This window comes from Enterobacter sp. S-33, assembly GCF_028735835.1.
Taxonomy (GTDB): domain Bacteria; phylum Pseudomonadota; class Gammaproteobacteria; order Enterobacterales; family Enterobacteriaceae; genus Enterobacter; species Enterobacter vonholyi.
On sequence record NZ_CP117838.1, the window covers coordinates 1817776 to 1842934 of the forward strand.

General features: G+C 57.5%; 24 protein-coding genes. 15 read left to right on the forward strand and 9 right to left on the reverse strand.

What is annotated here, in order from left to right:
* Genes PUP35_RS08585 through xthA form a run of 5 tightly spaced genes read right to left on the reverse strand, consistent with a single transcriptional unit; the run spans position 1 to position 4795 of the window.
* Positions 1 to 621 (reverse strand): ATP-binding cassette domain-containing protein, encoded by a 621-nt coding sequence (locus tag PUP35_RS08585; protein ID WP_127730452.1) that lies wholly within the window; start codon positions 619 to 621, stop codon positions 1 to 3.
* Positions 621 to 2150 (reverse strand): thiamine ABC transporter permease, encoded by a 1530-nt coding sequence (locus PUP35_RS08590; protein WP_274242722.1) that lies wholly within the window; start codon positions 2148 to 2150, stop codon positions 621 to 623. The genes PUP35_RS08585 and PUP35_RS08590 overlap by 1 nt, the downstream gene beginning before the upstream one ends.
* A complete protein-coding gene (locus PUP35_RS08595) occupies positions 2123 to 3283 on the reverse strand; it encodes an ABC transporter substrate-binding protein (RefSeq protein ID WP_441315736.1) in 1161 nt (386 codons plus the stop codon). Before PUP35_RS08595 ends, PUP35_RS08590 begins: the two co-directional genes overlap by 28 nt.
* 15 nt (positions 3284 to 3298) lie before the next feature.
* Positions 3299 to 3982, reverse strand: coding sequence for a TVP38/TMEM64 family protein (locus PUP35_RS08600; protein WP_149366706.1), 684 nt, complete (start codon positions 3980 to 3982; stop codon positions 3299 to 3301).
* 6 nt (positions 3983 to 3988) lie between these two features.
* Positions 3989 to 4795 (reverse strand): exodeoxyribonuclease III, encoded by an 807-nt coding sequence (gene xthA, locus PUP35_RS08605; RefSeq protein ID WP_111965595.1) that lies wholly within the window; start codon positions 4793 to 4795, stop codon positions 3989 to 3991.
* 433 nt (positions 4796 to 5228) lie between these two features.
* Here xthA and astC point away from each other — a divergent pair, with 433 nt between their 5' ends.
* The 7 genes from astC to ves all read left to right on the forward strand — a co-directional run bounded on the left by astC (position 5229) and on the right by ves (position 12940).
* Entirely contained in the window at positions 5229 to 6449 is a 1221-nt protein-coding gene (astC, locus tag PUP35_RS08610; RefSeq protein ID WP_111965596.1) for a succinylornithine/acetylornithine transaminase, read from the forward strand.
* Positions 6446 to 7480 (forward strand): arginine N-succinyltransferase, encoded by a 1035-nt coding sequence (gene astA / locus PUP35_RS08615; protein WP_115874811.1) that lies wholly within the window; start codon positions 6446 to 6448, stop codon positions 7478 to 7480. The genes astC and astA overlap by 4 nt, the downstream gene beginning before the upstream one ends.
* A complete protein-coding gene (astD, locus tag PUP35_RS08620) occupies positions 7477 to 8964 on the forward strand; it encodes a succinylglutamate-semialdehyde dehydrogenase (RefSeq protein ID WP_274242752.1) in 1488 nt (495 codons plus the stop codon). The genes astA and astD overlap by 4 nt, the downstream gene beginning before the upstream one ends.
* The gene (astB, locus tag PUP35_RS08625) at positions 8951 to 10276 is read left to right on the forward strand and encodes an N-succinylarginine dihydrolase (RefSeq protein WP_274242754.1); all 1326 of its coding nucleotides are present in this window, start codon (positions 8951 to 8953) and stop codon (positions 10274 to 10276) included. Before astD ends, astB begins: the two co-directional genes overlap by 14 nt.
* 10 nt (positions 10277 to 10286) lie before the next feature.
* Entirely contained in the window at positions 10287 to 11252 is a 966-nt protein-coding gene (gene astE / locus PUP35_RS08630; protein WP_274242756.1) for a succinylglutamate desuccinylase, read from the forward strand.
* Positions 11253 to 11590: 338 nt separating this feature from the next.
* Positions 11591 to 12085, forward strand: a complete 495-nt coding sequence (gene spy / locus PUP35_RS08635; RefSeq protein WP_274242758.1) for an ATP-independent periplasmic protein-refolding chaperone Spy — start codon at positions 11591 to 11593, stop codon at positions 12083 to 12085.
* Between the two features lie 297 nt (positions 12086 to 12382).
* Positions 12383 to 12940 carry an environmental stress-induced protein Ves gene (gene ves / locus PUP35_RS08640; protein ID WP_115874816.1) on the forward strand — a complete coding sequence of 186 codons (558 nt, stop codon included), beginning with the start codon at positions 12383 to 12385 and terminating at the stop codon, positions 12938 to 12940.
* Here ves and cho read toward each other — a convergent pair.
* The gene (gene cho / locus PUP35_RS08645; RefSeq protein WP_274242761.1) at positions 12918 to 13796 is read right to left on the reverse strand and encodes an excinuclease Cho; all 879 of its coding nucleotides are present in this window, start codon (positions 13794 to 13796) and stop codon (positions 12918 to 12920) included. The genes ves and cho overlap by 23 nt on opposite strands.
* Positions 13797 to 13910: 114 nt before the next feature.
* Positions 13911 to 14738: an ammonia-dependent NAD(+) synthetase gene (nadE, locus tag PUP35_RS08650; RefSeq protein ID WP_111965602.1), complete on the reverse strand. Its 828-nt coding sequence runs from the start codon at positions 14736 to 14738 to the stop codon at positions 13911 to 13913.
* Positions 14739 to 14970: 232 nt separating this feature from the next.
* Between nadE and osmE the strand changes: the two genes are divergently transcribed.
* From osmE to chbG, 7 genes are all read left to right on the forward strand, one after another.
* A complete protein-coding gene (gene osmE / locus PUP35_RS08655) occupies positions 14971 to 15315 on the forward strand; it encodes an osmotically-inducible lipoprotein OsmE (protein ID WP_010430142.1) in 345 nt (114 codons plus the stop codon).
* A gap of 281 nt (positions 15316 to 15596) precedes the next feature.
* On the forward strand, positions 15597 to 15914 hold the full coding sequence (chbB, locus tag PUP35_RS08660; protein WP_008500676.1) for a PTS N,N'-diacetylchitobiose transporter subunit IIB: 318 nt from the start codon (positions 15597 to 15599) through the stop codon (positions 15912 to 15914).
* A gap of 79 nt (positions 15915 to 15993) precedes the next feature.
* On the forward strand, positions 15994 to 17352 hold the full coding sequence (gene chbC, locus PUP35_RS08665; protein WP_032657878.1) for a PTS N,N'-diacetylchitobiose transporter subunit IIC: 1359 nt from the start codon (positions 15994 to 15996) through the stop codon (positions 17350 to 17352).
* A 47-nt stretch (positions 17353 to 17399) separates the two neighbouring features.
* Complete coding sequence (gene chbA / locus PUP35_RS08670) at positions 17400 to 17747, forward strand: PTS N,N'-diacetylchitobiose transporter subunit IIA (RefSeq protein WP_274242768.1); 348 nt, start codon at positions 17400 to 17402, stop codon at positions 17745 to 17747.
* A 29-nt stretch (positions 17748 to 17776) separates the two neighbouring features.
* Positions 17777 to 18595 carry a transcriptional regulator ChbR gene (gene chbR / locus PUP35_RS08675; RefSeq protein WP_029740446.1) on the forward strand — a complete coding sequence of 273 codons (819 nt, stop codon included), beginning with the start codon at positions 17777 to 17779 and terminating at the stop codon, positions 18593 to 18595.
* Positions 18596 to 18704: 109 nt separating this feature from the next.
* The gene (locus PUP35_RS08680) at positions 18705 to 20060 is read left to right on the forward strand and encodes a 6-phospho-beta-glucosidase (RefSeq protein ID WP_274242771.1); all 1356 of its coding nucleotides are present in this window, start codon (positions 18705 to 18707) and stop codon (positions 20058 to 20060) included.
* A gap of 11 nt (positions 20061 to 20071) precedes the next feature.
* The gene (chbG, locus tag PUP35_RS08685) at positions 20072 to 20821 is read left to right on the forward strand and encodes a chitin disaccharide deacetylase (RefSeq protein ID WP_274242773.1); all 750 of its coding nucleotides are present in this window, start codon (positions 20072 to 20074) and stop codon (positions 20819 to 20821) included.
* Between the two features lie 88 nt (positions 20822 to 20909).
* Here chbG and katE read toward each other — a convergent pair whose 3' ends face one another.
* Positions 20910 to 23159 carry a catalase HPII gene (katE, locus tag PUP35_RS08690; protein ID WP_274242776.1) on the reverse strand — a complete coding sequence of 750 codons (2250 nt, stop codon included), beginning with the start codon at positions 23157 to 23159 and terminating at the stop codon, positions 20910 to 20912.
* Between the two features lie 203 nt (positions 23160 to 23362).
* On the opposite strand from katE, the gene cedA reads away from it, so the two are divergent.
* Entirely contained in the window at positions 23363 to 23602 is a 240-nt protein-coding gene (gene cedA / locus PUP35_RS08695; RefSeq protein ID WP_024909438.1) for a cell division activator CedA, read from the forward strand.
* Between the two features lie 48 nt (positions 23603 to 23650).
* Here the strand turns inward: cedA and PUP35_RS08700 are convergent, their stop codons facing one another.
* Complete coding sequence (locus PUP35_RS08700) at positions 23651 to 25042, reverse strand: L-cystine transporter (RefSeq protein ID WP_111965608.1); 1392 nt, start codon at positions 25040 to 25042, stop codon at positions 23651 to 23653.
* Between the last annotated feature and the right edge of the window lie 117 nt (positions 25043 to 25159).

The window sequence follows — 25159 nt, forward strand, 5'->3', positions numbered from 1 at the left end:
TTATTGCCAGCGAGAAATCTCAATCAGCTTGCCGCCGGGCGGAATATCGTCCTCATCGTGCGTGACCAGCACCACCGGGATATTGCGCGAGCGGACGGCGTCAAAAACCCATGCCCGAAACGAGGCTCGCAACGCTTTATCGAGGCGGCTGAACGGTTCATCCAGCAGCAGCGCCTGCGGCTCCGCGAGCAGGGCGCGCAGCAGGCTAACCCGGGCGCGCTCACCGCCGGAAAGGGTGGCCGGGTCGCTGGCGTAATGACCGCTCAGCCCCGCGGAATTCAGAGCCTGCTCGACCGCTTCCCGACGCGCGCGTCCGGTGATGCGCTCGGGCAGCGCCAGCAGCAAATTCTGCCCGACGCTGAACTGTTCGAACAGCAGCGCGTCCTGAAAGAGAATACCCAGCCCGCGGGATTCCACGGGGAGACCGTCGCAGCGACGCGCGTCCAGCCACAGTTCGCCCCGCGCCTGGAAATCGTCTGACAGCGCGCCGACCATCCAGGCAAAAAGGGTCGATTTGCCGCTGCCGGACGGCCCCATCAGGGTGACGATCTCCCCGCGGGGCACGCAAAAACTGACCTCGCGGAAAAGCGGTTCGATGGTGAGATTGTTTACCTTCAGCATTAACGTAATCCTTGTCGGTAGCGGCCCACGAGCCGGGATAGCAGGGCCGCAAGACCAAACACCGTGCCCGTGACCAGCAGTAGTCCCAGCGCCCGGTTAGCGAGGATCGGGATGCTGCCCCCGCTGCTGAGCGCGACGGTTTCGGTGGTAAGGGTGGCGAACCGCCCCGCGCCCAGCCACAGCGTCGGCATGTATTGCGCCATGCTGACGGAAAAACCGCTAGCAAAGGCCAGCAGCGCAGGGCGCACCAACAGGGGGCATTTCAGCAGCAAGAAGATTTTTGCCCGTCGCCAGCCGAGCGTCCTGGCGGTAAGGATAAGTCGGGGATCGATCCGCCGCCAGGCGGGCTGCAGCACCAGCAGCATCCACGGCAACACCCAGAGCAGATGGCTCCAGAGCACGGCGGCGTAGTGCCCGTCGACGCCCAGGTGAAGCGCAATCGCGTACTGGCCGGTGACGAGCGGGAGGGCCGGAAGGGCGAGCGGTAGCCACACCCACAGTACGCCGCGCTGCGGACCCCATTCCAGCCAGAGCAAGCCGACGACCAGGGCAATCAGGGCTGAAAGCAGACCGAAGGAAAGGCTGCTTCCCACCGGGCCAACGTCATTCCTTTGCGCCAGCATCAACAGCACCACGGCGCACAGCACGCCGCACGCGGGGAGGAACCCGCTCAGTGCTCGCTCAGGCAGGATGCGCTGAGACCGGGGACGCGTCCCCGCGACTTCCGGAATGGTGCGACGCCATGCCTTCCAGAGGCCGTACCCGAGGGCGGCAAGCGCGGACAGCAGCAGAAGGAGAAGCAGGCACAGCAGCGTCCCTTTTGCCTGCTGATGCGCGTCGCCCTGGCTCAGCCACTGCCAGGCCAGCACGGCCAGGGTAGGCGGGTTGCCGGGCCCGAGAACGATCGCCACATCCACGACCGAGAGCGACCATGCCAGCACCGCCAGCATCACTGCGCCGAGGACTGGCGCGATGGCCGGGAGAATCAGCCAGCTGAGCGTCTGAAAACGCCCGTAGCCAAAGGTTTGCAGGACGATCTTCTGCTGCGCGAGCCGCTTCTCCGGCAGCACGGCGTAAATCGCCCACAGCACAAACGCGCTCTCTTTGACCGCGAGCGTCAGGCCCAGCCCGGCGCCGTATCGGTCAAACGGCGGCGAACAGACGGTGCAGATCTGATAAAACAGACCGCCCTCGGCAAAAAGCAGTAATGCGCCGGTGGCGAACGCCACATGGGGGATCGCCAGTAGCCACGGCAGGCGGGTAGTGAGACGGCGCCAGCGCTTACCGGGCCATAAAAGGCTGACGAGGAAAAGGGCAATCAGCAACGCCCCGAGCGTGGCGATGAGCGTTGAGACCAGCGTAGCGACGGCCGCCTGCGGGAGTTGCGGATCGTTCACCAGCCGCTGCCAGTTTGTCAACGAAAACGCCGGTGCCAACAGCATGGCGCCTGCGGGCAGGACCGGCAGATAAATCACCGCCATCGCCAGCCAGACTAGCCCGCTCAGCGGGTGCCGTAACGACGCAGCCATTCCTGCTCCAGCGCGTTCACCCAGGCGGACTGCGGCTCTGCAAGCACCTTCGGCAACTCCTGAGGCGTGTGGGCCAGCAGCTGTTTGGCTTCACCTTCGGGCAGCGTTTTGGCATCCAGCACGCTCGGATCGCCCCAGATGGCCGGGTCGGCCTTGCGGATCTGCGCCTGCGGTGACAGCAGGAAATTAGCGACCACTTTTGCACCCGCGCTGGCGCCAGCATTGGCCGGAATCGCCACAAAATGGACGTTACCTAGCATCCCACTCTGGAAACCAAAGCTGTAGCTGTCGGCAGGCAGTTCGCCGCTCGCTATTTTTTGCTGACCATGGGCCGGGTTAAAGGTCAGCGACAGGTTCAGACTGCCGCTGGCAAGCAGGGCATCCATCCGTGCAGGGGAAGGGGGGAAATCTTTCCCTTCGCGCCACAGCTGCGGGTGGAGTTTGTCCAGATAATCCCAGAGCGGTGCCGTCACCTCGGCAAAGGTGCTATCGGGAGCCTTTTGCAGCGCGTCCGGGTGAGCGGTCAGCGTCAGCAGCAGCTGCTCAAGAAATGCCGTGCCGGTAAAATCGGGCGGGCGCGGATAGCTGATCTTGCCGGGGTGCTGCTGCGCGTAAGCCAGCAGCGCCTGAGGATCCACAGGCGGCGTCGGCATGCTGGCCTTGCGGGCGATAAAGGTCAGCTGCGCGCCGCCCCATGGCGATTCCGCCCCGTCGGTTGGGACGGCAAAATCTTCCGTGACCGGTTTGCGGGTATCAACATAGCGCCAGTTTGGCAGCGTCTGCGCCCATCCGGTTTGCAGCAGGTTCGCCTCTTTCAGCGTGCGGAAGTTTTCGCCGTTAATCCACAGCAGGTCAACCGAGCCGTTGGTCTTACGCCCCGAGGCGGCTTCGGTCTGAATACGTTTTACCGCGTCGGCAGCATCCGCCAGCGGGACGATTTTTAGGGTAATGGCATAGTGCGTTTGCATCTCGCCGCTGACCCATTCCAGATAGCGGTTGACCGCCGGATCGCCGCCCCAGGCGTTAAACCAGACGGTCTGGCCTTTAGCCTGTTGCTGAATGGCCTGCCAGCCGTCGGCGGCAAATAGGGGGGCTGCCAGCAGCAGACCGGTCAGAAACGTGCAAAAACGCACACGGCGCATAATGCCTCACTTTTTAGCAGACGGGAGAAAACGGGAAAACAGCCGGCGGGTGACCAGCGGTAATAACCCCAGTAGTGTAAAGGCGAATACCATGCCAGGCGACAAAATATCGCGCAGCGAGGTCACTTTCCCCAGCTCGCGCCCGGCGTTCAGAAAGATAATCGTGGCGGGCAGCATGGCTGTCTGGCTGACCCACCAGTAGCGGCAGACGCCAATGCGTGTCAGCCCCATCAGCAAATTCACCAGGAAAAACGGGAACAGCGGCATCAGGCGCAGGGCAAAAAGATAGCCCGCTCCGTCGCGCGCCATGCCAGCGTTTACCGTTTTCATCTGCTGAGCAAACCGCTGCTGAACCCAGTCGCGCAGCAGATAACGGCTTGCGAGCATCGCAAGCGTCGCCCCGAGGGTGGAGGCAAACGAGACCAGCACGGTGCCTTCCCACAGGCTAAACAACGCCCCGCCCAGCAGGGTAAGGATCGCCGCGCCGGGAATCGAGAGGGCGGAGACCGCCACATAGATCGCAAAAAAGGTCAGCGCGCTGCGCAGCGGCGCGTGGTCAACATGGGAGAGGAGTGCCTGCTGGTGGGTTTTAATCCCTTCCAGGGAGAGGGTTCCCGGGGAAAGCATGACAAACGTCAGAATAAATGCGCCCAGAAGGGCGCACAGGAAGAGTGTTTTTCGAATGTTCACGCGTCATTACAGCTTGAATTTAGCCCACACCGGCGCGTGGTCAGACGGTTTTTCCATGCTGCGGATGTCGTAGTCGATCCCGGTTTCGATGCAGCGCTCTGCCAGCGGCGAACTGGCCAGCAGCAGGTCGATACGCAGGCCGCGGTTGTCGTCAAAGCCTTTTGAGCGGTAGTCAAACCAGGAGAAGCGATCCTGCGTTTCCGGGTTGGCGTTGCGGAACGTGTCCACCAGGCCCCAGCCCAGCAGGCGCTCCATCCACTCACGCTCTTCCGGCAGGAAGGAGCATTTGCCGGTACGCAGCCAGCGTTTGCGGTTCTCTTCGCCGATACCGATATCCAGATCCGTCGGGCTGATATTCATATCGCCCATGATCAGCACCGGATTCTCTTTTTTGAGTTCGGTGGTCAGGTAGTCCTGCAGATCCTGATAAAACTTGGCTTTTGCCGGGAATTTTGTTTCATGGTCACGGCTCTCACCCTGCGGGAAATAGCCGTTAATGACCGTGATATTTCCGAGCGCGGAAGGGACTTCCGCCATGATGATGCGGCGCTGCGCTTCTTCACCGTCGCCGGGGAAGCCGCGACGCACGGAAACCGGCGGCGCTTTGGTCAGCAGCGCGACGCCATAGTGACCTTTCTGGCCGTGATAGAAGACGTTGTAGCCGAGTTTCGCCACCTCTTCGAGGGGGAACATGTCGTCGTGAACCTTTGTCTCCTGCAGGCCGATCACATCTGGCTGATGTTGCTCAACGATAGCTTCAAGCTGATGAGGGCGGGCACGCAGGCCGTTGATATTAAAAGAGACAAATTTCATAGTCGCTGCCAGTGCAAGGTGAATAGTGCAAGGATGGTAGCAGAATTTGCGTCAACTGTTACCGGCTTCGGCCAATAACTGCAACAGATAATGCCGGTGGTGCAATATTTGCACCATTCTGACGCGCCTCGCCCTCAAACAGGGCGTAAATGACCGATAAATTTCGCGAGCGATCACAATTCCAGAATTATATTTGGCCTGTGCATACTCTTTCTGATTTTCATGCGGCAAAGCGCCGCTTGTCGTAAAAATATTCACTTTTTATGCACTAAAGGTGAATAACTCCATATTGTAACTTATTGATATTCTGTTACCTCAACCCGTTTATGCAATTTTATCGCTGGCTGGCACGAAGGCTGCAATCTACATTCACAGTGCAAACACTCAATTATTTAACATTCAAATAACCTTTTATTTACCGGGTGAGGTCGCTATGTCTCTGTCAATTACGCGTGAAAATTTCGATGAATGGATGATGCCGGTTTACGCTCCGGCGGCTTTTATTCCGGTTCGTGGGGAAGGCTCGCGCCTGTGGGATCAGCAGGGTAAAGAGTATATCGACTTTGCCGGTGGGATTGCGGTCAATGCGCTGGGTCATGCGCACCCGGCGCTGCGTCAGGCGCTCAATGACCAGGCGGCGAAGTTCTGGCATACCGGCAACGGCTTTACCAACGAGCCCGCGCTGCGCCTGGCCAAAAAACTGATCGACGCGACGTTTGCGGAGAAGGTCTTTTTCTGTAACTCGGGGGCGGAAGCCAACGAAGCGGCGCTGAAGCTGGCGCGCAAATATGCGCACGATAAATTTGGTACCCACAAGAGCGGCATCGTGGCGTTTAAAAATGCCTTCCACGGGCGCACGCTCTTTACCGTCAGCGCGGGCGGCCAGCCTTCATACTCGCAGGATTTCGCCCCGCTGCCGCCGGATATCCGTCACGGTATTTATAACGATCTACAGTCTGCCAGCGAGCTGATTAACGACACCACCTGCGCGGTGATCGTCGAGCCGATGCAGGGCGAGGGCGGCGTGCTTCCGGCGAAAAAGGAATTCCTGCAGGGGCTGCGCGAGCTGTGCGATCGTCATAACGCGGTGCTGATTTTCGACGAAGTGCAGACCGGCGTGGGCCGCACCGGCGAGCTGTATGCCTATATGCACTACGGCGTCACGCCGGACGTGCTTTCGACCGCCAAAGCGCTGGGCGGCGGCTTCCCGATTGGCGCGACGCTGACCACCGATAAATTCGCCAGCGTGATGACCGTCGGCACCCACGGCACCACCTACGGCGGCAACCCGCTGGCCACCGCCGTCGCCGGACAGGTGCTCGACATCATTAACACCCCTGAGGTGCTGAAGGGCGTTAAGCAGCGCCACGACTGGTTTGTTGAGCGTCTGAACGCCATCAACGGCAAAACGGGGCTGTTTAAAGAGATCCGCGGCCTGGGGCTGTTAATCGGCTGCGAGCTCACAGCTGAGTTTGCCGGGAAAGCTAAACTTATTTCACAGGAAGCGGCAAAAGTGGGCGTGATGGTGCTGATTGCCGGTGCCAACGTAGTGCGTTTTGCTCCCGCGCTGATCGTCAGCGAGGAAGAGGTGCAAACCGGTCTGGACCGCTTTGCGCTGGCGTGTGAAAAAGTGAAATCCGGGGTGTCATCATGATGGTCATCCGTCCCGTTGAGCGCGGCGACCTCGCCGGGCTCATGCAGCTTGCCGGTAAGACGGGAGGCGGGCTGACCTCGCTTCCTGCCGATGAAAATACGCTGTCGGCGCGCATTGAGCGCGCCCTGCAAACCTGGCAGGGGACGTTGCCAAAAAGCGAACAGGGGTATGTGTTCGTGCTGGAAGACACCGACACGGGGACCGTAGCCGGGATCTGCGCCATTGAAGTGGCCGTCGGGCTTAACGATCCGTGGTACAACTACCGCGTCGGCACCATGGTTCACGCCTCGAAAGAGCTGAACGTCTATAACGCGCTGCCCACGCTGTTTCTCTGCAATGACCACACGGGCGCCAGCGAGCTTTGCACGCTGTTTCTCGACCCGGCGTGGCGAAAAGAGGGCAACGGCTATCTGCTCTCCAAATCGCGCTTTATGTTTATGGCCGCCTTCCGCGATCGCTTTAACGAAAAAGTGGTTGCGGAGATGCGCGGCGTGATCGACGACACCGGCTACTCGCCGTTCTGGGAGAGCCTGGGCGAGCGCTTCTTCTCGATGGAGTTCAGCCGGGCGGACTATCTCTGCGGCACCGGCCAGAAAGCCTTTATTGCCGAACTGATGCCGAAGCATCCTATTTATACCCATTTCCTCAGCCCGGAAGCACAGGCGGTGATCGGCGAAGTGCATCCGCAAACCGCACCCGCCCGCGCGGTGCTGGAGAAAGAAGGCTTCCGCTACCGCAACTATGTCGACATCTTTGACGGCGGGCCTACGCTTGAGTGCGATATCGACCGCGTGCGCGCGATCCGTAAGAGCCGGCTGGTTGAGGTATCTGAAGGCCAGCCCGCGCCGGGCGACTGGCCGGCGTGCCTGGTGGCGAACGAAAATTATGCCAACTTCCGCGCCATGCTGGTGCGTACCAACCCCAAATGTGAACGTCTGGTGCTGACGGCTGCAGAACTGGATGCCCTGAAATGTAACGCCGGCGATACGGTTCGCCTGGTGCGTCTCTGCCCTGAGGAGAAAACAGCATGACATTATGGATTAACGGTGACTGGGTCACGGGCGAAGGCGAACAGCGCGTAAAGACCAATCCGGTAGGAAAAGAGGCGCTCTGGAAGGGGAATGACGCCAGCGCCGCGCAGGTGGAACAAGCCTGCCATGCCGCCCGCCGCGCGTTTCCGGCGTGGGCAAAACAGCCTTTCGCCGTGCGCCAGGAAATTGTTGAAAAGTTTGCCGGGCTGCTGGAGGCAAACAAGGCCGAGCTGACGCGCATCATCGCGTCTGAAACCAGCAAACCGCGCTGGGAAGCGGCAACCGAAGTGACGGCGATGATCAACAAAATCGCCATTTCGGTGAAGGCGTACCACACCCGTACCGGCGAACAGCACACCGACATGCCGGACGGCGCGGCCACGCTGCGCCACCGTCCGCACGGCGTGCTGGCGGTGTTTGGTCCGTACAACTTCCCGGGGCATCTGCCGAATGGGCACATTGTGCCCGCGCTGCTGGCGGGCAATACCGTCATCTTCAAACCGAGCGAGCTCACGCCATTAACCGGCGAAGCGGTGGTTAAGCTGTGGGAACAGGCAGGCCTGCCGCCGGGCGTGCTGAACCTGGTGCAGGGCGGACGGGAAACCGGTCAGGCGCTGAGCGCGCTGAGCGATATCGACGGCCTGCTGTTTACCGGCAGCGCCGGGACGGGCTATCAGCTGCACCGCCAGCTGGCTGGGCAGCCGGAAAAAATTCTGGCGCTGGAGATGGGGGGCAATAACCCGCTGATAGTGGAAGACCCGGATGATATTGACGCCGCGGTGCACCTGACGATTCAGTCCGCCTTTATAACCGCCGGACAGCGCTGCACCTGTTCCCGCCGTCTGCTGGTGAAGCGGGGCGCACAGGGGGATGCCTTCCTGAAACGTCTGGTTGAAGTGAGCGCGCGTCTGGTGCCAGCCGCGTGGGATGCCGATCCGCAGCCGTTTATCGGCGGGCTGATTTCCGAACAGGCCGCGCTGAACGTGCTTAAGGCCTGGCAGGACCACGTCGCGCGCGGCGCGAAAACCCTGCTGGAGCCGAAGCTGGTTCAGCCGGGAACCTCGCTGCTGACGCCGGGCATCGTAGAGATGAGTGGCGCGAGCAACGTCCCGGATGAAGAGGTCTTTGGTCCGCTGCTGTGCGTCTGGCGTTACGACGATTTTGATGCGGCGATTGCGATGGCCAATAACACCCGCTACGGCCTGTCGAGCGGGCTGATTTCGCCTCATCGCGAGAAGTTTGATCGGCTGCTGCTGGAAGCGCGCGCCGGGATCGTGAACTGGAATAAACCGCTGACCGGGGCCGCGAGCACCGCGCCGTTCGGCGGCGTGGGCGCATCGGGCAACCATCGCGCCAGCGCGTGGTATGCCGCCGATTACTGTGCCTGGCCGATGGCGAGCCTGGAAACCCCGGCGCTGACGCTGCCGGAGACGCTTAATCCGGGGCTGGATTTTACCGGAGGGGACCGTCATGAAAGCGCGTGAAGTCAACTTTGACGGGCTGGTGGGGCTGACGCACCACTACGCCGGTCTCTCTTTTGGTAATGAAGCCTCCACGAAGCACCGTTTTCAGGTTTCCAACCCGAAGCTGGCGGCGAAGCAGGGGCTGCTTAAGATGAAAGCGCTGGCAGATGCCGGTTTCCCGCAGGCGGTGATCCCGCCGCAGGAGCGTCCGAACGTGGCGGTGCTGCGTCAGCTCGGCTTTAGCGGTACCGATGAGCAGGTGGTCGAAAAAGCGGGGACGCAGACGCCGCACCTGCTCTCGGCGGCAAGCTCCGCCTCTTCGATGTGGGTCGCCAACGCGGCCACCGTCGCGCCGTCAGCCGATACGCTGGATGGCAAAGTCCACCTGACGGTGGCGAACCTGAATAACAAGTTTCACCGCGCCACCGAAGCGGAAACCACCGAGCGCGTGCTGCGCGCCATTTTCAACCAGGACGCCCTTTTTGCGGTGCATCAGGCCCTGCCGCAGGTGGCGATGTTTGGCGACGAAGGCGCGGCCAACCATAACCGCCTGGGGGGCGATTATGGCGAGCCGGGCCTGCAGCTGTTTATCTACGGGCGAGAAGAGGGTGGCCACGTCGCGCCAACCCGTTACCCTGCGCGTCAGACGCTGGCGGCCAGCCAGGCGGTTGCCCGCCTGAATCAGGTCAATCCTTCCCAGGTGGTTTTTGCCCAGCAAAACCCGCATGTGATTGACCAGGGCGTATTCCATAACGACGTGATCGCCGTTTCTAACCGCCAGGTGCTGTTCTGCCACGAGCAGGCGTTTGCCCATCAGGAAAAGCTGCTTGCCACGCTGCATGAGCGCGTGCGTGGCTTCACGCCAATCCAGGTGCCAACGGAGGCGGTGAGCGTGCAGGATGCGGTAGAAACGTATCTGTTCAATAGCCAGCTGCTGAGCCGCGACGACGGCAGCATGATGCTGGTTCTGCCGCAGGAGTCCCGGGATCATCAGGGCGTGTGGCGCTATCTGACCGAGCTGGTGAAGGCCGATAACCCCATTTCCGAACTGCGCGTGTTTGACCTGCGCGAAAGCATGGCCAACGGCGGTGGTCCCGCCTGTTTACGTCTGCGCGTGGTCTTGACTCAGGACGAAATGCAGGCGGTGAATCCGGCGGTCATGATGAACGATACGCTCTTTACGCGCCTGAATGACTGGGTCGATCGCTACTATCGCGATCGGTTAACGCAGGCGGATCTGGTTGACCCGCAGCTTCTGCGTGAAGGACGCGAGGCGCTGGACGCGTTATCGGCAATCCTGCAGCTGGGATCGGTTTACCCGTTCCAGCGCTGAAGGAGTGGATATGGAAAATTTACTGGCGCTGACCCTGGCCGATGAAACGCCGGAACAGAAAGAGGGGGAGGGCCCCTCATTTCGCTGGCGGTGGCTGGGCCGCGGGGTGCTTGAGCTGACGCCGACCGCAAAAAGCGATCTCTCGCTGCTGCTTTCAACGGGTATCCACGGGAATGAAACGGCGCCCGTTGAGATTGTCGATCTGCTGCTGCGCGCGCTGTATCGCGATGAGATTACCCTGAAGTGCCGCGTGCTGGTGGTGCTCGGCAATCCGCCTGCGCTGGCGCAAAACAAGCGGTATCTGGTCAGCGATATCAACCGCATGTTCGGCGGGCGCTGGTCGCAGTTTCCGCAGAGTGACGAAACGGCGCGGGCACAGTGGCTGGAGAACATCGTGACCCCGTTTTTTGCCGCTGCGGGACCCGTGCGCTGGCATCTGGATCTGCACACGGCAATTCGCGCGTCCTACCACGTTCGCTTCGGCGTTCTGCCGCAGCGCAATCAGCCGTGGGAGGAAGATTTCCTGAGCTGGCTGGGAGACGCCGGGCTGGAGGCGCTGGTGTTTCACCAGTCGCCGGGCGGAACCTTTACGCACTTCACCTGTGAGCACTTTGGCGCGTTGTCCTGTACGCTGGAGCTGGGGAAAGCGCTGCCGTTTGGGCAAAACGATCTTACCCGCTTTGCGCCAACGCATCTCGCCCTTCGGGCGCTGCTGGGCGGAACGGCTCCCGAGCATACGCATCTGCCCGTCGAGCGGTATCGGGTCGTACAGCAGATCACGCGGCGCAGCGACGCCTTCCTGCTCCATATGGCCGCGCATACTCTAAACTTCACGCCGTTTCGCAAAGGGGCGCTGCTGGCCGAGGATGGCGAGGAGCGTTACGAGGTGCAGAAAACCACCGAGTATGTTTTATTCCCTAACCCGAGCGTGGCGTTTGGCCTGCGTGCCGGACTGATGCTGGAAAAAATATCCTGAACCTTTCCCCTCTCTTCATCCGGGAGGGGAACTAAAATACCTTTTCTTAACAATTAAAGCGCCTGTGCGTGTTTTGCAGAATATTCCTGGTGAATTGCTTTATTATTCATCTTCACTCGGTTATACTTCTGCTAAATCGCTTTTAAATCATCGTATTAAATATTTTTCGTTGCAACTCTCCACGCTTTATCCTTATTTCCTCCACATTTGGCGAAAATTTGTTTTTTACACTTTCATTGTTTTACCGTTGCTCTGACTAATTGACGATAAACCCCGTAAAGTTAATCTCGTCAACACGGCATAGCGCCGAAGAATAACTGAAAGAAAGGAAATAAATTATGCGTAAGTTTACTGCACTGTTTGTTGCTTCTACCCTGGCTCTGGGCGCTACCAGCATGGCGTTCGCCGCAGATACTGCGACCACTGCACCTGCCGCGCCTGCTGAAGGCAAAATGATGATGCATCATAAAGGTCCGGGTATGCACAACGAGATGATGATGTTCAAGGATCTCAACCTGACGGATGCGCAGAAACAGCAGATCCGCGATATCCGGAAAAGCGAACGCGATCAGATGAAACGTCCGCCGCTGGAAGAGCGTCGTGCCATGCATGACATCATCGCCAGCGACAGCTTCGATAAGGCGAAAGCCGAAGCGCAGATCGACAAAATGGCCGAGCAGCACAAAGCCCGCATGCTGGCTCACATGGAAACCCAGAACAAGATCTACAACATTCTGACCCCGGAACAGAAAAAACAATTTAATGCGAATTTTGAGAAGCGTCTGACAGAACGTCCGGCGATGGAAGGTAAAATGCCAGCACCAACCGAATAATCGGTTCACTCTCTTAAGACCGCCGGGATCCTGTCCACAAAAGCGCAACCGCTGTGGACAGGACCGGCGGTTTTTCTTTCATGCCCTCTTGTCTGCCGCCGCCAGCGCGGTATGCTCCTGTAGTCGCATCAGAGAATGTTTGTAGAGTCATGGCGTTAGAATTTTTATTAACGTTCCGCTAAGGCCTGCCCTCTCTGCTGCCGATACTGTTTCTGTGAATACCCAACGATAACAAACAAGACAGCAACGATAGCAATATCCTTGCCCTGGCACGGGTTGTGCCATTCAGGAGTGGTGATGGAGTTCTTTGATATCCGTAAGATGCCGGTCAGCCTCTGGCGCAATGGTGCGGGTGAAACGCGTGAGATTTGTTGTTTCCCTCCCGCGACGCGGGATTTTCAATGGCGTGCCAGTATCGCGACTATTGCCAGCAACGGCGAATTTTCCTCGTTTCCAGGCGTCGACCGGGTGATCACGTTACTGGAAGGAGGGGAGGTGACGCTGGATGCTGGTCAGGCATTCTTCCATACCCTCAAGCACCATCAGCCCTACAGCTTTGCCGGCGATCTGCCGGTGAAAGCGCTGCTTTCCGATGGGCGGATGGCGATGGACTTCAACATCATGACCCGGCGCGACTGCTGCCGGGCGAAGGTGCGCGTGGCTGACCGTACCTTTACCACCTTTGGCTCACGCGGGGGGGTGGTGTTTGTGTTAAGCGGGGCGTGGCAGCTGGGTGATAAATTGCTGACGGCCGATCAGGGCGCCAGCTGGGAGGAGGGTACCCATACGCTGCGTCTGCTGGAGGCTCAGGGCACCTTATTGTTCAGCGAAATCACGTGGCTGCCAGGCCATTGAGTTCGATGATCTCAAACTTACCGGCCAGGACAGGTTTACAGAGAATTTTGTAGCCATCGTGGTCAAATCCGGCGGGCGTGCGCAGCAGGGTTGCCGCGTCGTTGATGTCGTCGACAGCGCCCAGCCAGAGCCAGTTATTGACGATGTGATACTGGGTCATCGCGTCACCCACTTCTTTTAGCGCAACGGCGCTTTCCCAGGGCCAGCACTTCACGCTGATGGCCCCCAGACCGGAGAGGAGCCGGGCGTGGTGCGCCTCAATGCTCTCTTTCCCACAGCAGGCACCGGCGCAGCGCTTCAGCGCGGATCGGAAACAGGCGCGTCCGCGGGTGGTTGCCTCCAGACCTAAAAGGCTGTAGCAAAGCTGCAGCTCGTCCGCCAGCGTCTGCAGCGCCTGGAGCGCGGCGCGTTTATTGGCGAACAGCCCATAGAGATTGGGGGCATGTGAAAAATCGACCTCGCGCGCGTAGACGATCTGCGGCTTGCCATCGTTGATCTGCAGGGAGCAGAGCTGACGGTTGCGGCGCAGGCGCTTATTGAACAGCGGCTGCTGCTCTTTAATCAAACGCGCTTCCAGCAATAGCGCGCCCATTTCTCCGGCCGTCTGGAACCAGGTAATGCGTCGCGACTGGCGCAGCATGGCGGCCTCGTCCGGGGTACGCAGATGGGATAACACCCGACTGCGAATGTTAACGCTCTTGCCAATGTAGAGCGGCAGGGTGTCGCTTTCGCCGTGAAAGATGTACACGCCCGGCTGTTTAGGCAATGCTTCAAGCCAGGGGCGAAGGTGCTCGGGATATTCGTAGATAGCCGCCGCTTCAAACTCAAGTCGCGGGGCGGATTGACGCCTGCTCACATACTGCTCCATATACTGTTCAGGTATACAGTGTAGCAGGAGTGTGGTGGTTAAAAAAGAGCCGGGTGGCGGCGACGCCTTACCCGGCCTACTAAACGGGGTTACCGTTTTGCTTTATTTTTTCCAGAAGTCGTCAAACACCGTAATGGGCGTGTGGCGCTTGTGCTCGGTTTTCAGATACCAGCCTTCGATGATTTTCGCGGTACGTTCATCCAGCTTTTTGCCTTCCAGATAATCATCAATGTTGTCATAGGTGACGCCAAGCGCTGCTTCATCCGGCAGGGAAGGGCGATCGTCCTCCAGATCGGCTGTCGGCGCTTTCTTATACAGATGCTCAGGACAGCCCAGCGCGGCAAGCAGCTGCTTGCCCTGACGCTTGTTCAGGCGGAAGATCGGGTTAATGTCGGTGCCGCCGTCGCCGTACTTGGTGAAGAAGCCGGTGATCGCTTCGGCCGCATGGTCGGTGCCGACCACGACGCCTTTGGTCATCCCGGCGATGCTGTACTGTGCTTTCATACGTTCGCGGGCTTTCTCGTTGCCGCGGACAAAATCGCTCAGCTCAATGCCCGCTTCGCGAAGCGCCTGCTCGCTTGCCAGCACCGAGCCCTTAATATTCACGGTCAGCACGCGGTCAGGCTGAATGAAGGCAATGGCATCCTGGCAATCCTGCTCGTCCGCCTGTACGCCGTAAGGAAGGCGCACAGCGATAAACTGCAGCGTCTCATCGCCCGTCTCTTCGCGAAGCTCTGAAATCGCCATTTGGCAGAGTTTACCGGTCAGGGTAGAGTCCTGGCCGCCGCTGATGCCCAGCACCAGGGATTTCAGGAAAGCGTTCTTTTTTAAGTACGATTTTAAAAAATCCACGCTGCGGCGGATCTCTTCATGTGCATCTACCGTAGGCTTCGCGCCCAGTGCCTGAATAATCTCTTGTTGCAGAGCCATCACGCCCTCCATATGCAGTACATAAACAGAATGTGTTAGCTGTTAAAACTAACCCTTTGGGCGAGAAACGACAAGGATCACAGTTTCGAGTGCGCTAATTTGCGCCGATTTAGCAGCTTATCGTTGTTTTATTAGAATTTTCCGAAATTCGTCTGGCGTAACTCACAAAGTTGAACAATAGTACTTTTTATCCCATGCTTAGATAACACGCTGATAAACAAGAGGACGGAATATGAACAAGAACGTAGCAGGAATTCTTAGCGCAGCGGCGGTACTGACTATGCTGGCAGGGTGTACGGCTTACGATCGCACTAAGGATCAGTTTACGCAGCCCGTAGTAAAAGACGTTAAAAAAGGGATGACCCGTTCGCAGGTGGCTGCGATTGCCGGTAAACCTTCTTCTGAAGTGACCATGATTCATGCGAAAGGGACCTGCCAGACCTATATCCTGGGTCAACGTGATGGTAAGGCAGAAACCTACTTTGTCGCCCTGGATGATACCGGCCATGTGATTAACTCCGGCTATCAGACCTGTGCTGAATACGACACCGATCCGCAGGCACCTAAGGCGCAGTAACCCTGCTTGCCTGAGGATGTAAAAAACCGGCCCCCAGGGCCGGTTTTTTTATTCATCAGAAAATCTTATTTCTTTGCGCGAATTATTTGCCCGAAATGTGAAGGGAGTCAACAAGCCAGGTCAATGAGAGACAATTTGAGTCTATCCAGAATTATCCCCTGTCTGTACCATTGCGTATACTCACTCCAACGATAAACAACAGTACGCAAGCTACCTGTCTGCCGGGACAGCGAGTCGAGTGATAGCGCGATGGCAGGTAGTCATACAAGAGGGAAATCACGATGGAAAAGAAACATATCTACCTGTTCTGCTCAGCGGGCATGTCAACCTCGCTTCTGGTTTCAAAGATGCGTGCGCAGGCTGAAAAGTATGAAGTCCCTGTGGTGATCGAAGCGTTCCCCGAGACGCTGGCGGGCGAAAAAGGTCAGACAGCCGATGTCGTTTTACTGGGACCGCAAATTGCCTATATGTTGCCCGAAATTCAACGACTGTTACCGAATAAACCGGTCGAAGTGATCGACTCGGGGCTGTACGGCAAAATTGATGGTTTAGGTGTTCTTAAAGCTGCTGTGGCAGCCATTAAAAAAGCTGCTAATTAATTTTTATTTTTCCCGTCAAAGAGTTATTTCACACACAATACGCCGTAACATGCGTTACGGCATTTAAGGGTATTTTCCTATGAGTAAAGTCATCGCTTCACTTGAAAAGGTACTCCTTCCTTTTGCTGTTAAAATAGGAAAGCAGCCTCACGTTAATGCCATCAAAAACGGCTTTATTAAATTAATGCCGTTGACGCTGGCCGGGGCCATGTTCGTTTTAATTAACAACGTTTTTCTGAGCTTTGGTGAAGGTTCCTTCTTTTATTCATTAGGAATTCGGTTAGACGCTTCTACTATTGAAACCCTTAATGGTTTTAAAGCCATCGGCGGCAACGTCTATAACGGTACGTTGGGGATTATGTCGCTGATGGCGCCTTTCTTTATTGGGATGGCACTGGCAGAAGAGCGTAAGGTGGATCCGCTGGCCGCCGGGTTATTATCCGTCGCCGCCTTTATGACCGTAACGCCATACAGCGTGGGTGAAGCCTATGCCGTCGGTGCCAACTGGCTGGGCGGGGCCAACATCATCTCCGGTATTGTTATCGGTCTGGTGGTGGCAGAGATGTTCACCTTTATTATCCGCCGCAACTGGGTTATCCGCTTGCCGGATAGCGTACCGGCTTCTGTTTCTCGTTCATTTTCCGCGTTGATTCCGGGCTTCATTATTCTCTCCATCATGGGGATTATCGCCTGGGCGCTCTCCCACTGGGGCACAAACTTCCACCAGATCATCATGGACTCTATCTCTACGCCGCTGGCGTCGATGGGTGGCGTGGTCGGTTGGGCGTATGTGATTTTCACCTCTCTGCTGTGGTTCTTTGGCGTGCATGGTTCACTGGCACTGGCCGCGCTGGACAGCGGAATTATGACCCCATGGGCACTGGAAAACGTTGCGCTTTACCAACAGTACGGCTCCGTTGACGCGGCGCTGGCAGCGGGTAAAACCTTCCATGTGTGGGCGAAGCCGATGCTTGACTCCTATATCTTCCTGGGCGGTACCGGGGCGACCTTGGGTCTGATCATCGCGGTCTTTATTGTCTCTCGCCGTGCTGACTACCGTCAGGTCGCGAAGCTGGCGCTGCCATCAGGCATCTTCCAGATTAACGAACCGATTCTGTTCGGTCTGCCAATCATCATGAACCCGGTAATGTTCATTCCGTTCATCCTGATTCAGCCGCTGCTGGCCGCTATCACCCTGACGGCGTATTACATGGGCATCATACCACCGGTCACCAACATTGCGCCGTGGACCATGCCGGCGGGTCTGGGCGCCTTCTTCAACACCAACGGCAGCGTCGCGGCCTTCCTGCTGGCGATATTCAACCTCGGAGTTGCCACCCTGCTGTACATGCCGTTCGTGGCGATTGCCAACAAAGCCGCCACCATCATTGATGAAGAAGAGAGCGAAGAGGATATTGCCCTCTCACTGAAATTTTAAGATTGACCGGCGCGGGGAAACCCGCGCCAGCCACAAGGAGCTTAAACATGTTAGGTTTGGATAGTATCGTCGCAGACGAAGCCGCCGAGAACGATCTGGAAGAAGTGGTGATGGGGCTTATCATCAACTCCGGGCAGGCCCGCAGCCTGGCCTATGGCGCACTGAAGCAGGCCAAGCAGGGGGATTTCGCCGCCGCGAAAACCATGATGGAACAGTCCCGCACGGCGCTTAACGAAGCGCATCTGGTGCAAACAAAGCTGATTGAAAGCGATCAGGGCGAAGGAAAGATGAAGGTCAGCCTGGTGCTGGTCCACGCGCAGGATCACCTGATGACCTCGATGCTGGCGCGCGAGCTGGTGGCGGAGCTCATTGAGCTTCACGAGAAGATGCAGTAAGTCAGACTGAGTAGCAGGAGGTCAGCACGATGGAAATCAAAACCGCGCTTGAACAGCAGCTGTTTAACGGCAAAAATTTTCACGTGGTTATCTACAACAAAACGGAGAGCGCCAGCGGTCTGCACCAGCATGACTACTACGAGTTCACGATTGTTCTGACCGGTCGCTACTATCAGGAGATCAACGGTAAGCGCGTCCTGCTTGAACGAGGGGATTTCGTCTTCCTGCCGATGGGGTCTTACCACCAGAGCTTTTACGAATTTGGTGCCACCCGCATTCTGAACGTGGGCGTCAGCAGACGTTTCTTCGAGAAGCACTATCTGCCGCTGGTGCCGTTCTGCTTTGTGGCCTCCCAGGTCTATCGGGTCAAAAACGAGTTCATGACCTGGATTGAAACGGTTATCGCCTCGCTTAACTTCCGCGACAATGAATTTGATGAGTTTATTGAAACGGTGACCTTCTACGTGATGAACCGGCTGCGCCACCATCGGGAAGAGCAGCAGGTAACGGATGATATTCCACAGTGGCTGCGCAGCACCGTTGAGCTGATGCACGATAAAGGCCAGTTCAGCGAAAATGCGCTGGAAAATATGGTCTCCCTGTCGGGGAAATCCCAGGAATATCTGACCCGTGCAACGCAGCGCTATTATCGTAAAACGCCCGTGCAAATTATTAATGAAATCCGCATTAATTTTGCTAAAAAACAGCTGGAAATCACCAACTATTCTGTCACCGATATTGCATACGAGTCAGGATACAGCAGTCCCAGCCTGTTTATTAAAACCTTTAAGAAATTGACGTCATTTACCCCGAACAGTTACCGGAAAAATTTAACGGTAATTAATTAACTGTCGGCGGATTACCCGCCACGAATATTGCTTTAATGGCTTGCCCAAATAGCGGGAAGAGCACGCTATACCTTGCAGGCGATTAACCTGATATGCTAAGGGAGATATTATGCAGAAGAAATTAAAAGTCGTAACCATTGGTGGCGGCAGCAGCTATACCCCGGAATTACTGGAAGGCTTTCTGAAACGTTATCATGAATTACCGGTCAGCGAATTATGGCTGGTGGACGTTGAGGAAGGTCAGGAAAAGCTGAATATTATTTTCGACCTGTGCAAGCGCATGGTGGAAAAAGCCGGCGTGCCTTTGACCGTGCATAAAACCCTGGACCGTCGTCTGGCGCTGAAAGATGCGGATTTCGTGACCACCCAGCTGCGCGTCGGCCAGCTGAAAGCGCGTGAGCTGGACGAACGTATTCCCCTGAGCCACGGCTATCTCGGGCAGGAGACCAACGGCGCGGGCGGCCTTTTTAAAGGCCTGCGTACCATCCCGGTCATTTTCGACATCGTCAATGACGTGCAGGAGATCTGCCCGAACGCGTGGGTGATTAACTTCACCAACCCGGCCGGGATGGTGACCGAGGCGGTCTATCGGCATACGAACTTCAAACGTTTTATCGGCGTCTGTAATATTCCGATCGGCATGAAGATGTTCATCCGCGACGTGCTGGAGCTGACCGACAGCGACGACCTCTCCATCGACCTGTTCGGCCTGAATCACATGGTGTTCATTAAAGACGTTATCGTGAACGGTAAATCGCGGTTTGCCGAACTGCTGGACGGCGTGGCTTCCGGTCGCCTGACGGCGGCATCGGTGAAAAACATCTTTGACCTGCCGTTCAGCGAAGGGTTGATCCGCTCGCTGAATCTGCTGCCTTGCTCGTATTTGCTTTACTACTTCAAGCAGAAAGAGATGCTGGCCATCGAAATGGGAGAGTACTATAAGGGCGGCGCGCGTGCGCAGATCGTTCAGAAGGTCGAGAAGCAGCTGTTCGATTTGTATAAAGATCCGAACCTGAACGTCAAACCGAAAGAGCTGGAGCAGCGCGGCGGGGCCTACTACTCCGATGCGGCGTGCGAAGTGATCAACGCCATCTACAACGACAAGCAGGCGGAGCACTATGTCAATGTGCCGCATCATGGCCATATCGACAATATTCCGGCTGACTGGGCCGTTGAAATGACCTGCATCCTGGGGCGCGAGGGGGCTAAACCGCATCCCCGTATCACCCACTTCGATGACAAGGTCATGGGCCTGATTCATACCATCAAAGGCTTTGAAGTGGCGGCAAGCAATGCGGCGCTAAGCGGCGAACTCAATGACGTGCTGCTGGCGTTGAACCTTAGCCCGCTGGTGCATTCCGACCGCGACGCGGAGCAGCTGGCCAGCGAGATGATCCTGGCGCATGAGAAATGGTTGCCAAACTTTGCCGCTACGATCGAGAAGCTGAAGTTCAAACAGCAATAAGAGGACGCACAATGGAAAACCTGCTGATCGTTAATGCTGATGATTTTGGCCTCTCGAAAGGCCAGAACTACGGCATTATTGAAGCCTGTCGCCGGGGTGTGGTGACCTCTACCACGGCGCTGGTTAATGGTGAGGCGGTTGAACACGCGGCGCAGCTGAGCCGCGAGGTGCCTGAGCTGGGCGTCGGCATGCATTTTGTACTGACGCTCGGGATGCCGCTTTCTCCAATGCCGGGCCTGACGCGCGACGGCCAGCTGGGCAAATGGATTTGGGAACTGGCAGAGCAGGGGGCTCTGCCGCTCGAAGAGATTGCCCGCGAGCTGGAGAGTCAGCTCAACCGCTTTGTTGATGTGTTTGGTAGGGCGCCGACGCACATCGATAGCCATCACCACGTGCATATGATCCCGGCGATTTTCCCGATTGTCGCTGATTTCGCAAAGCGCAACGGCGTCGCGATGCGCGTGGATCGGGAGGTGCGCGGATTGCCGGACTGCGCTGTCACCACCACTGAGGGGTTCAGCAGCGCGTTTTACGGAGAAGAGATCAGCGACGCGCTGTTCCTGACGGTGCTGGATGATTCCGCCGCGCGAGGGGAACGGTCGCTGGAGGTCATGGCGCATCCTGCCTTTGTCGATAACACCGTGCATAAAAGCGCCTACTGCTGGCCGCGCCTGGCGGAGCTGGATGTCCTGACGTCGCCGTCGTTGAAATACGCGATTGCCGAGCGAGGGTATCGTTTGGGGACGTTCGGGGATCTTTGAAATAAAGCCCGGTGGCGGCTTTGCCTTACCGGGCCTACAAAACCAATCGAATGTAGGCCGGGTAAGCGCAAGCGCCACCCGGCTTTTTTTACGCCGGTATCTGGTCAATCTTGCTGCTTCGCGACCAGACGCGGTGCGCGGCGAGCAAATCAAACAGCTTCGTCATAAAGGCATCGTCAACGTTATCGCCCTCGACAATGCCGTCCTCACCCTGATCGGCAACCTTCAGCTGCGCCTTAAACTGTCGCGCGTCGCCGGACAGCGCGATCGGCTTCAGGTGCTTATAGGCTTCCAGCAGATAATAGACGGCGTCGCCGTTGGTCAGCAGGCTGGCAAGATCTCCGCCCGGCACAATTACCGCATCGACTGTGAGCGATGGCGCACCGGCAAAGGTCGCCGCGACCGGCAGCACAGAACCATCGTCGGCCGTCACTTCACCCATGCGGGAATAGAGCAGTTTGGCATGCACGCCCTGGGTTTTAAGCGCCTGCATAATTCCCAGCACGTCGCTGGCGCGGGTTCTGTCGTTCAGCAGAATGGCGACCACGCGGCCTTTTATCGAGCCGCCCGGCACCGCATACAGGCTCAGAGACGGATCTTTCTTCACCCCGTTAACCTCTTTCGGCGGGGCAAGATTGCGCTGCTCGTCGGTCAGCGTAATGCCCAGGTTGTCCGCAACGCTCTGGGCTAGCTGAATATCAATATGCGCCAGCTGATCGACTACCCGCTCGCGGATGTAGCTGCGCACCACTTTGCTCAGCTCAAAGCTGAAGCCGCCGATGATGTGCTGTTGCTCAATCGGCGTCTGGCTGTTCCAGAACAGGCGAGGGTGGGCGTAATATTCGCCGAACGAGGGGCTACGCTCGCGAATTTTGTTGCCATCGATACGCTCCTGGTACGATTCGAAGCCACCGCGTTTCGGCCCGGGAGGGGTTTCACGCGGCCAGTTATCGTTGATGGAGTTCGGCTCATAGTTAGCCGGGTTGGTATCAATATCCTGACGGTGCATCCCGTCGCGCTGGAAGTTGTGGTACGGGCAGGTTGGGCGGTTAATCGGAATTTCGTGGAAGTTCGGCCCGCCGAGTCGGCTGATCTGCGTATCGGTATAGGAGAACAGGCGTCCCTGCAGGAGCGGATCGTTGGTGAAGTCCAGCCCCGGCACGATATGCCCCGGGTGGAACGCGGCCTGCTCGTTTTCGGCAAAGAAATTATCCGGGTTGCGGTTGAGCACCATTTTACCTACCAGCTGCACCGGTACCAGCTCTTCCGGGATCAGCTTCGTCGGGTCCAGAAGATCGAAATCGAACTTAAATTCGTCCTCTTCCGGGATGAGCTGCAGACCCAGCTCGTACTCCGGGAAGTCGCCCGCTTCAATGGACTCCCACAGCTCGCGGCGATGGAAGTCCGGATCGCGCCCGGTTAGCTTCTGCGCCTCGTCCCACACCAGCGAGGCTTTACCCGCCACCGGCTTCCAGTGGAAACGGACAAACGTGGCTTTCCCCTCGGCGTTGATCATCCGGAAGGTGTGGATGCCAAACCCTTCCATAGTGCGGTAGCTGCGGGGGATGCCGCGATCAGACATCGCCCACATCACGTTGTGTAAGGTTTCAGGCTGCAGGGAAACATAATCCCAGAAGGTGTCGTGCGCGCTTTGTCCCTGCGGTATGGCCCAGTGGGGCTCCGGTTTTACCGCATGGACAAAGTCAGGAAATTTATGCGCATCCTGAATGAAGAACACCGGGGTGTTGTTGCCGACCAGATCGAAAATCCCCTCTTCGGTATAAAACTTGGTGGCAAAGCCGCGGATATCCCGGACGGTATCTGCCGACCCCGCACCGCCCTGCACGGTGGAGAAACGCACAAACACCGGGGTGATTTTATCCGGGTCGGAGAGGAAATCCGCTTTGGTGATCGCTTTCAGGCTCTTGTAGGGCTGGAAGTAGCCGTGCGCAGCGGAACCGCGCGCGTGGACGATACGTTCCGGTATCCGCTCGTGGTCGAAGTGGGTAATTTTTTCCCGCAGGATAAAGTCTTCCAGCAGGGTAGGCCCGCGCGCGCCTGCGCGAAGGGAGTTCTGATCGTCAGCAATGCGTACGCCCTGATTGGTGGTGAGCGCAAAACCTTCGCCGCCTTTGCGGTGTGGCTCAAGAGATTTCAGCTTCTCGTTTCCCGTATCCGGCGATTTCATGCTTCCCGGTGCGGTAGGCTGTTCTCCCGGCGCGGAAGGGCCAGGGGAGGGGCGGTGAGAGCCGTCAGCAGGGGCGAGAGAGTCCATACCCGGTTGAGATTCTTCAGTGCCATGAATCGGTGATTGATGTGTTTTATCTTTGTTCGACATTGCGCGCTTCTCCTTTATCCATTGCTAAAAACCCTATTAAGGATAGAACAATGTCGCGACATGGTTCGCGAACTAAGAGTTTTCATATGACGTGATTAACGAAAGGAGCCCTCTCACCCACTCGGGGCGCGACGGAAGGCAGCAGGATCGGCTATCATAGAGTTTTCCTGCTTCAAGAATTTGCTTTAGTGAACCAGTCGCTTATGAAACCTCTTCGTCAACAAAACCGCCAGGTTATTAGCTATGTGCCCCGCGTTGAGCCCGCGCCGCCTGACCATGCCCTGAAAGTGGAGGGTTTTCGCGATGTCTGGCTGCTGCGGGGGAAATACGTGGCCTTTGTGCTGATCGGCGAACATTTCCGTCGCTCACCCACCTTTACGGTGCCGGAGTCAGCGCAGCGGTGGGCGATGCAGATCCGCCAGGATGAAGAGGTTGAGGAATAACAGCCATAAAAAAACCGCCATCAGGCGGTTTTTTATTTCAGACGGTGATTAACGGTGCGCCAGCTCGGCGTCGTCTTCACTTTCCAGAATCGTTTTGTCGGTCTGCTTCAGCCACTGGCTGGTCAGCGTGCCGGCGGTCATGGAGCCGCTCACGTTCAGCGCGGTACGACCCATGTCGATCAGCGGTTCAACGGAGATCAGCAGGGCGACCAGCGTCACGGGCAGACCCAGCGCAGGCAGCACAATCAGCGCGGCGAAGGTTGCGCCACCGCCAACACCCGCAACGCCTGCGGAGCTTACGGTAACAATCCCGACCAGCGTGGCGATCCAGACCGGATCAAGTGGGTTGATGCCGACTGTAGGAGCAACCATCACCGCCAGCATCGCCGGGTAAAGACCCGCACAGCCGTTCTGACCAATGGTAGCACCAAAGGAGGCAGAGAAGCTGGCGATGGATTCAGGCACGCCCAGACGACGGGTCTGCGCTTCCACGTTCAGCGGGATAGACGCGGCGCTGGAGCGGCTGGTGAAGGCAAAGGTCAGTACCGGCCAGACTTTACGGAAGTACTTCAGCGGGCTGACGCCGTTCACGCCCAGCAGGATGCCGTGCACCACGAACATAATGCCCAGGCCCAGATAAGAGGCGACAACGAAGCTGCCCAGCTTGATGATGTCCTGCAGGTTAGAGCCGGCAACCACTTTGGTCATCAGCGCCAGCACGCCGTACGGGGTCAGCTGCATCACCAGACGTACCAGCTTCATCACCCAGCTTTGCAGGGTATCAATCGCGGTCAGCACGCGTTCGCCTTTAGGCGCGTCGTCTTTCAGCAGCTTCAGCGCCGCTACGCCCAGGAACGCGGCGAAAATAACCACGCTGATGATCGAGGTTGGGCTCGCACCGGTCAGGTCAGCAAACGGGTTCTTCGGAATGAAGGAGAGCACCATCTGCGGCACGGTCAGATCAGCCACTTTACCAACGTAGTTGGTTTGAATCGCGGTCAGACGCGCCGTTTCAGCGGTACCCTGAACCAGGCCTTCTGCGGTCAGGCCAAACAGGTTGGTGACCAGCACACCCACCAGCGCGGCAATCAGCGTGGTGAACAGCAGCGTACCTATGGTCAGGAAGCTGATTTTTCCCAGCTGAGTCGCGTTATGCAGGCGGGCAACGGCGCTCAGAATAGAGGCGAACACCAGCGGCATAACGATCATCTGCAGCAGCTGGACATAGCCGTTACCGACGATGTTGAACCACTGAATGGAATCTTTAAGAACTGGATTATCGGAGCCATAAATTGCCTGTAATGCCAGACCAAATACGACACCCATGGCCAGACCAACCAGCACCTTTTTCGCCAGGCTCCACTGTTTGTGGCGCGCCTGCGCGAGAAGCAATAGCAATACAGCGAACACAACGACGTTCGCGATGAGTGGAAAATTCATCCCCGTTCTCCTGATTTATTATCGGGTCGGTTTTTACCGATCCTGTTGGCGGAAGGTTAGCAGAAGTGTGATGTAGCGCTTATATCCAAATGGAATGGGTTATGACAAATGGGATAA

What these genes read in the sequence shown, in the direction of transcription:
- PUP35_RS08585 (WP_127730452.1), bottom strand. Translation starts at nt 621, where the DNA reads ATGCTGAAGGTAAACAATCTCACCATCGAACCGCTTTTCCGCGAGGTC.
- PUP35_RS08590 (WP_274242722.1), bottom strand. Translation starts at nt 2,150, where the DNA reads ATGGCTGCGTCGTTACGGCACCCGCTGAGCGGGCTAGTCTGGCTGGCG.
- xthA (WP_111965595.1), bottom strand. Translation starts at nt 4,795, where the DNA reads ATGAAATTTGTCTCTTTTAATATCAACGGCCTGCGTGCCCGCCCTCAT.
- astC (WP_111965596.1), top strand. Translation starts at nt 5,229, where the DNA reads ATGTCTCTGTCAATTACGCGTGAAAATTTCGATGAATGGATGATGCCG.
- astA (WP_115874811.1), top strand. Translation starts at nt 6,446, where the DNA reads ATGATGGTCATCCGTCCCGTTGAGCGCGGCGACCTCGCCGGGCTCATG.
- astD (WP_274242752.1), top strand. Translation starts at nt 7,477, where the DNA reads ATGACATTATGGATTAACGGTGACTGGGTCACGGGCGAAGGCGAACAG.
- astB (WP_274242754.1), top strand. Translation starts at nt 8,951, where the DNA reads ATGAAAGCGCGTGAAGTCAACTTTGACGGGCTGGTGGGGCTGACGCAC.
- astE (WP_274242756.1), top strand. Translation starts at nt 10,287, where the DNA reads ATGGAAAATTTACTGGCGCTGACCCTGGCCGATGAAACGCCGGAACAG.
- spy (WP_274242758.1), top strand. Translation starts at nt 11,591, where the DNA reads ATGCGTAAGTTTACTGCACTGTTTGTTGCTTCTACCCTGGCTCTGGGC.
- ves (WP_115874816.1), top strand. Translation starts at nt 12,383, where the DNA reads ATGGAGTTCTTTGATATCCGTAAGATGCCGGTCAGCCTCTGGCGCAAT.
- nadE (WP_111965602.1), bottom strand. Translation starts at nt 14,738, where the DNA reads ATGGCTCTGCAACAAGAGATTATTCAGGCACTGGGCGCGAAGCCTACG.
- osmE (WP_010430142.1), top strand. Translation starts at nt 14,971, where the DNA reads ATGAACAAGAACGTAGCAGGAATTCTTAGCGCAGCGGCGGTACTGACT.
- chbB (WP_008500676.1), top strand. Translation starts at nt 15,597, where the DNA reads ATGGAAAAGAAACATATCTACCTGTTCTGCTCAGCGGGCATGTCAACC.
- chbC (WP_032657878.1), top strand. Translation starts at nt 15,994, where the DNA reads ATGAGTAAAGTCATCGCTTCACTTGAAAAGGTACTCCTTCCTTTTGCT.
- chbA (WP_274242768.1), top strand. Translation starts at nt 17,400, where the DNA reads ATGTTAGGTTTGGATAGTATCGTCGCAGACGAAGCCGCCGAGAACGAT.
- chbR (WP_029740446.1), top strand. Translation starts at nt 17,777, where the DNA reads ATGGAAATCAAAACCGCGCTTGAACAGCAGCTGTTTAACGGCAAAAAT.
- PUP35_RS08680 (WP_274242771.1), top strand. Translation starts at nt 18,705, where the DNA reads ATGCAGAAGAAATTAAAAGTCGTAACCATTGGTGGCGGCAGCAGCTAT.
- chbG (WP_274242773.1), top strand. Translation starts at nt 20,072, where the DNA reads ATGGAAAACCTGCTGATCGTTAATGCTGATGATTTTGGCCTCTCGAAA.
- katE (WP_274242776.1), bottom strand. Translation starts at nt 23,159, where the DNA reads ATGTCGAACAAAGATAAAACACATCAATCACCGATTCATGGCACTGAA.
- cedA (WP_024909438.1), top strand. Translation starts at nt 23,363, where the DNA reads ATGAAACCTCTTCGTCAACAAAACCGCCAGGTTATTAGCTATGTGCCC.
- PUP35_RS08700 (WP_111965608.1), bottom strand. Translation starts at nt 25,042, where the DNA reads ATGAATTTTCCACTCATCGCGAACGTCGTTGTGTTCGCTGTATTGCTA.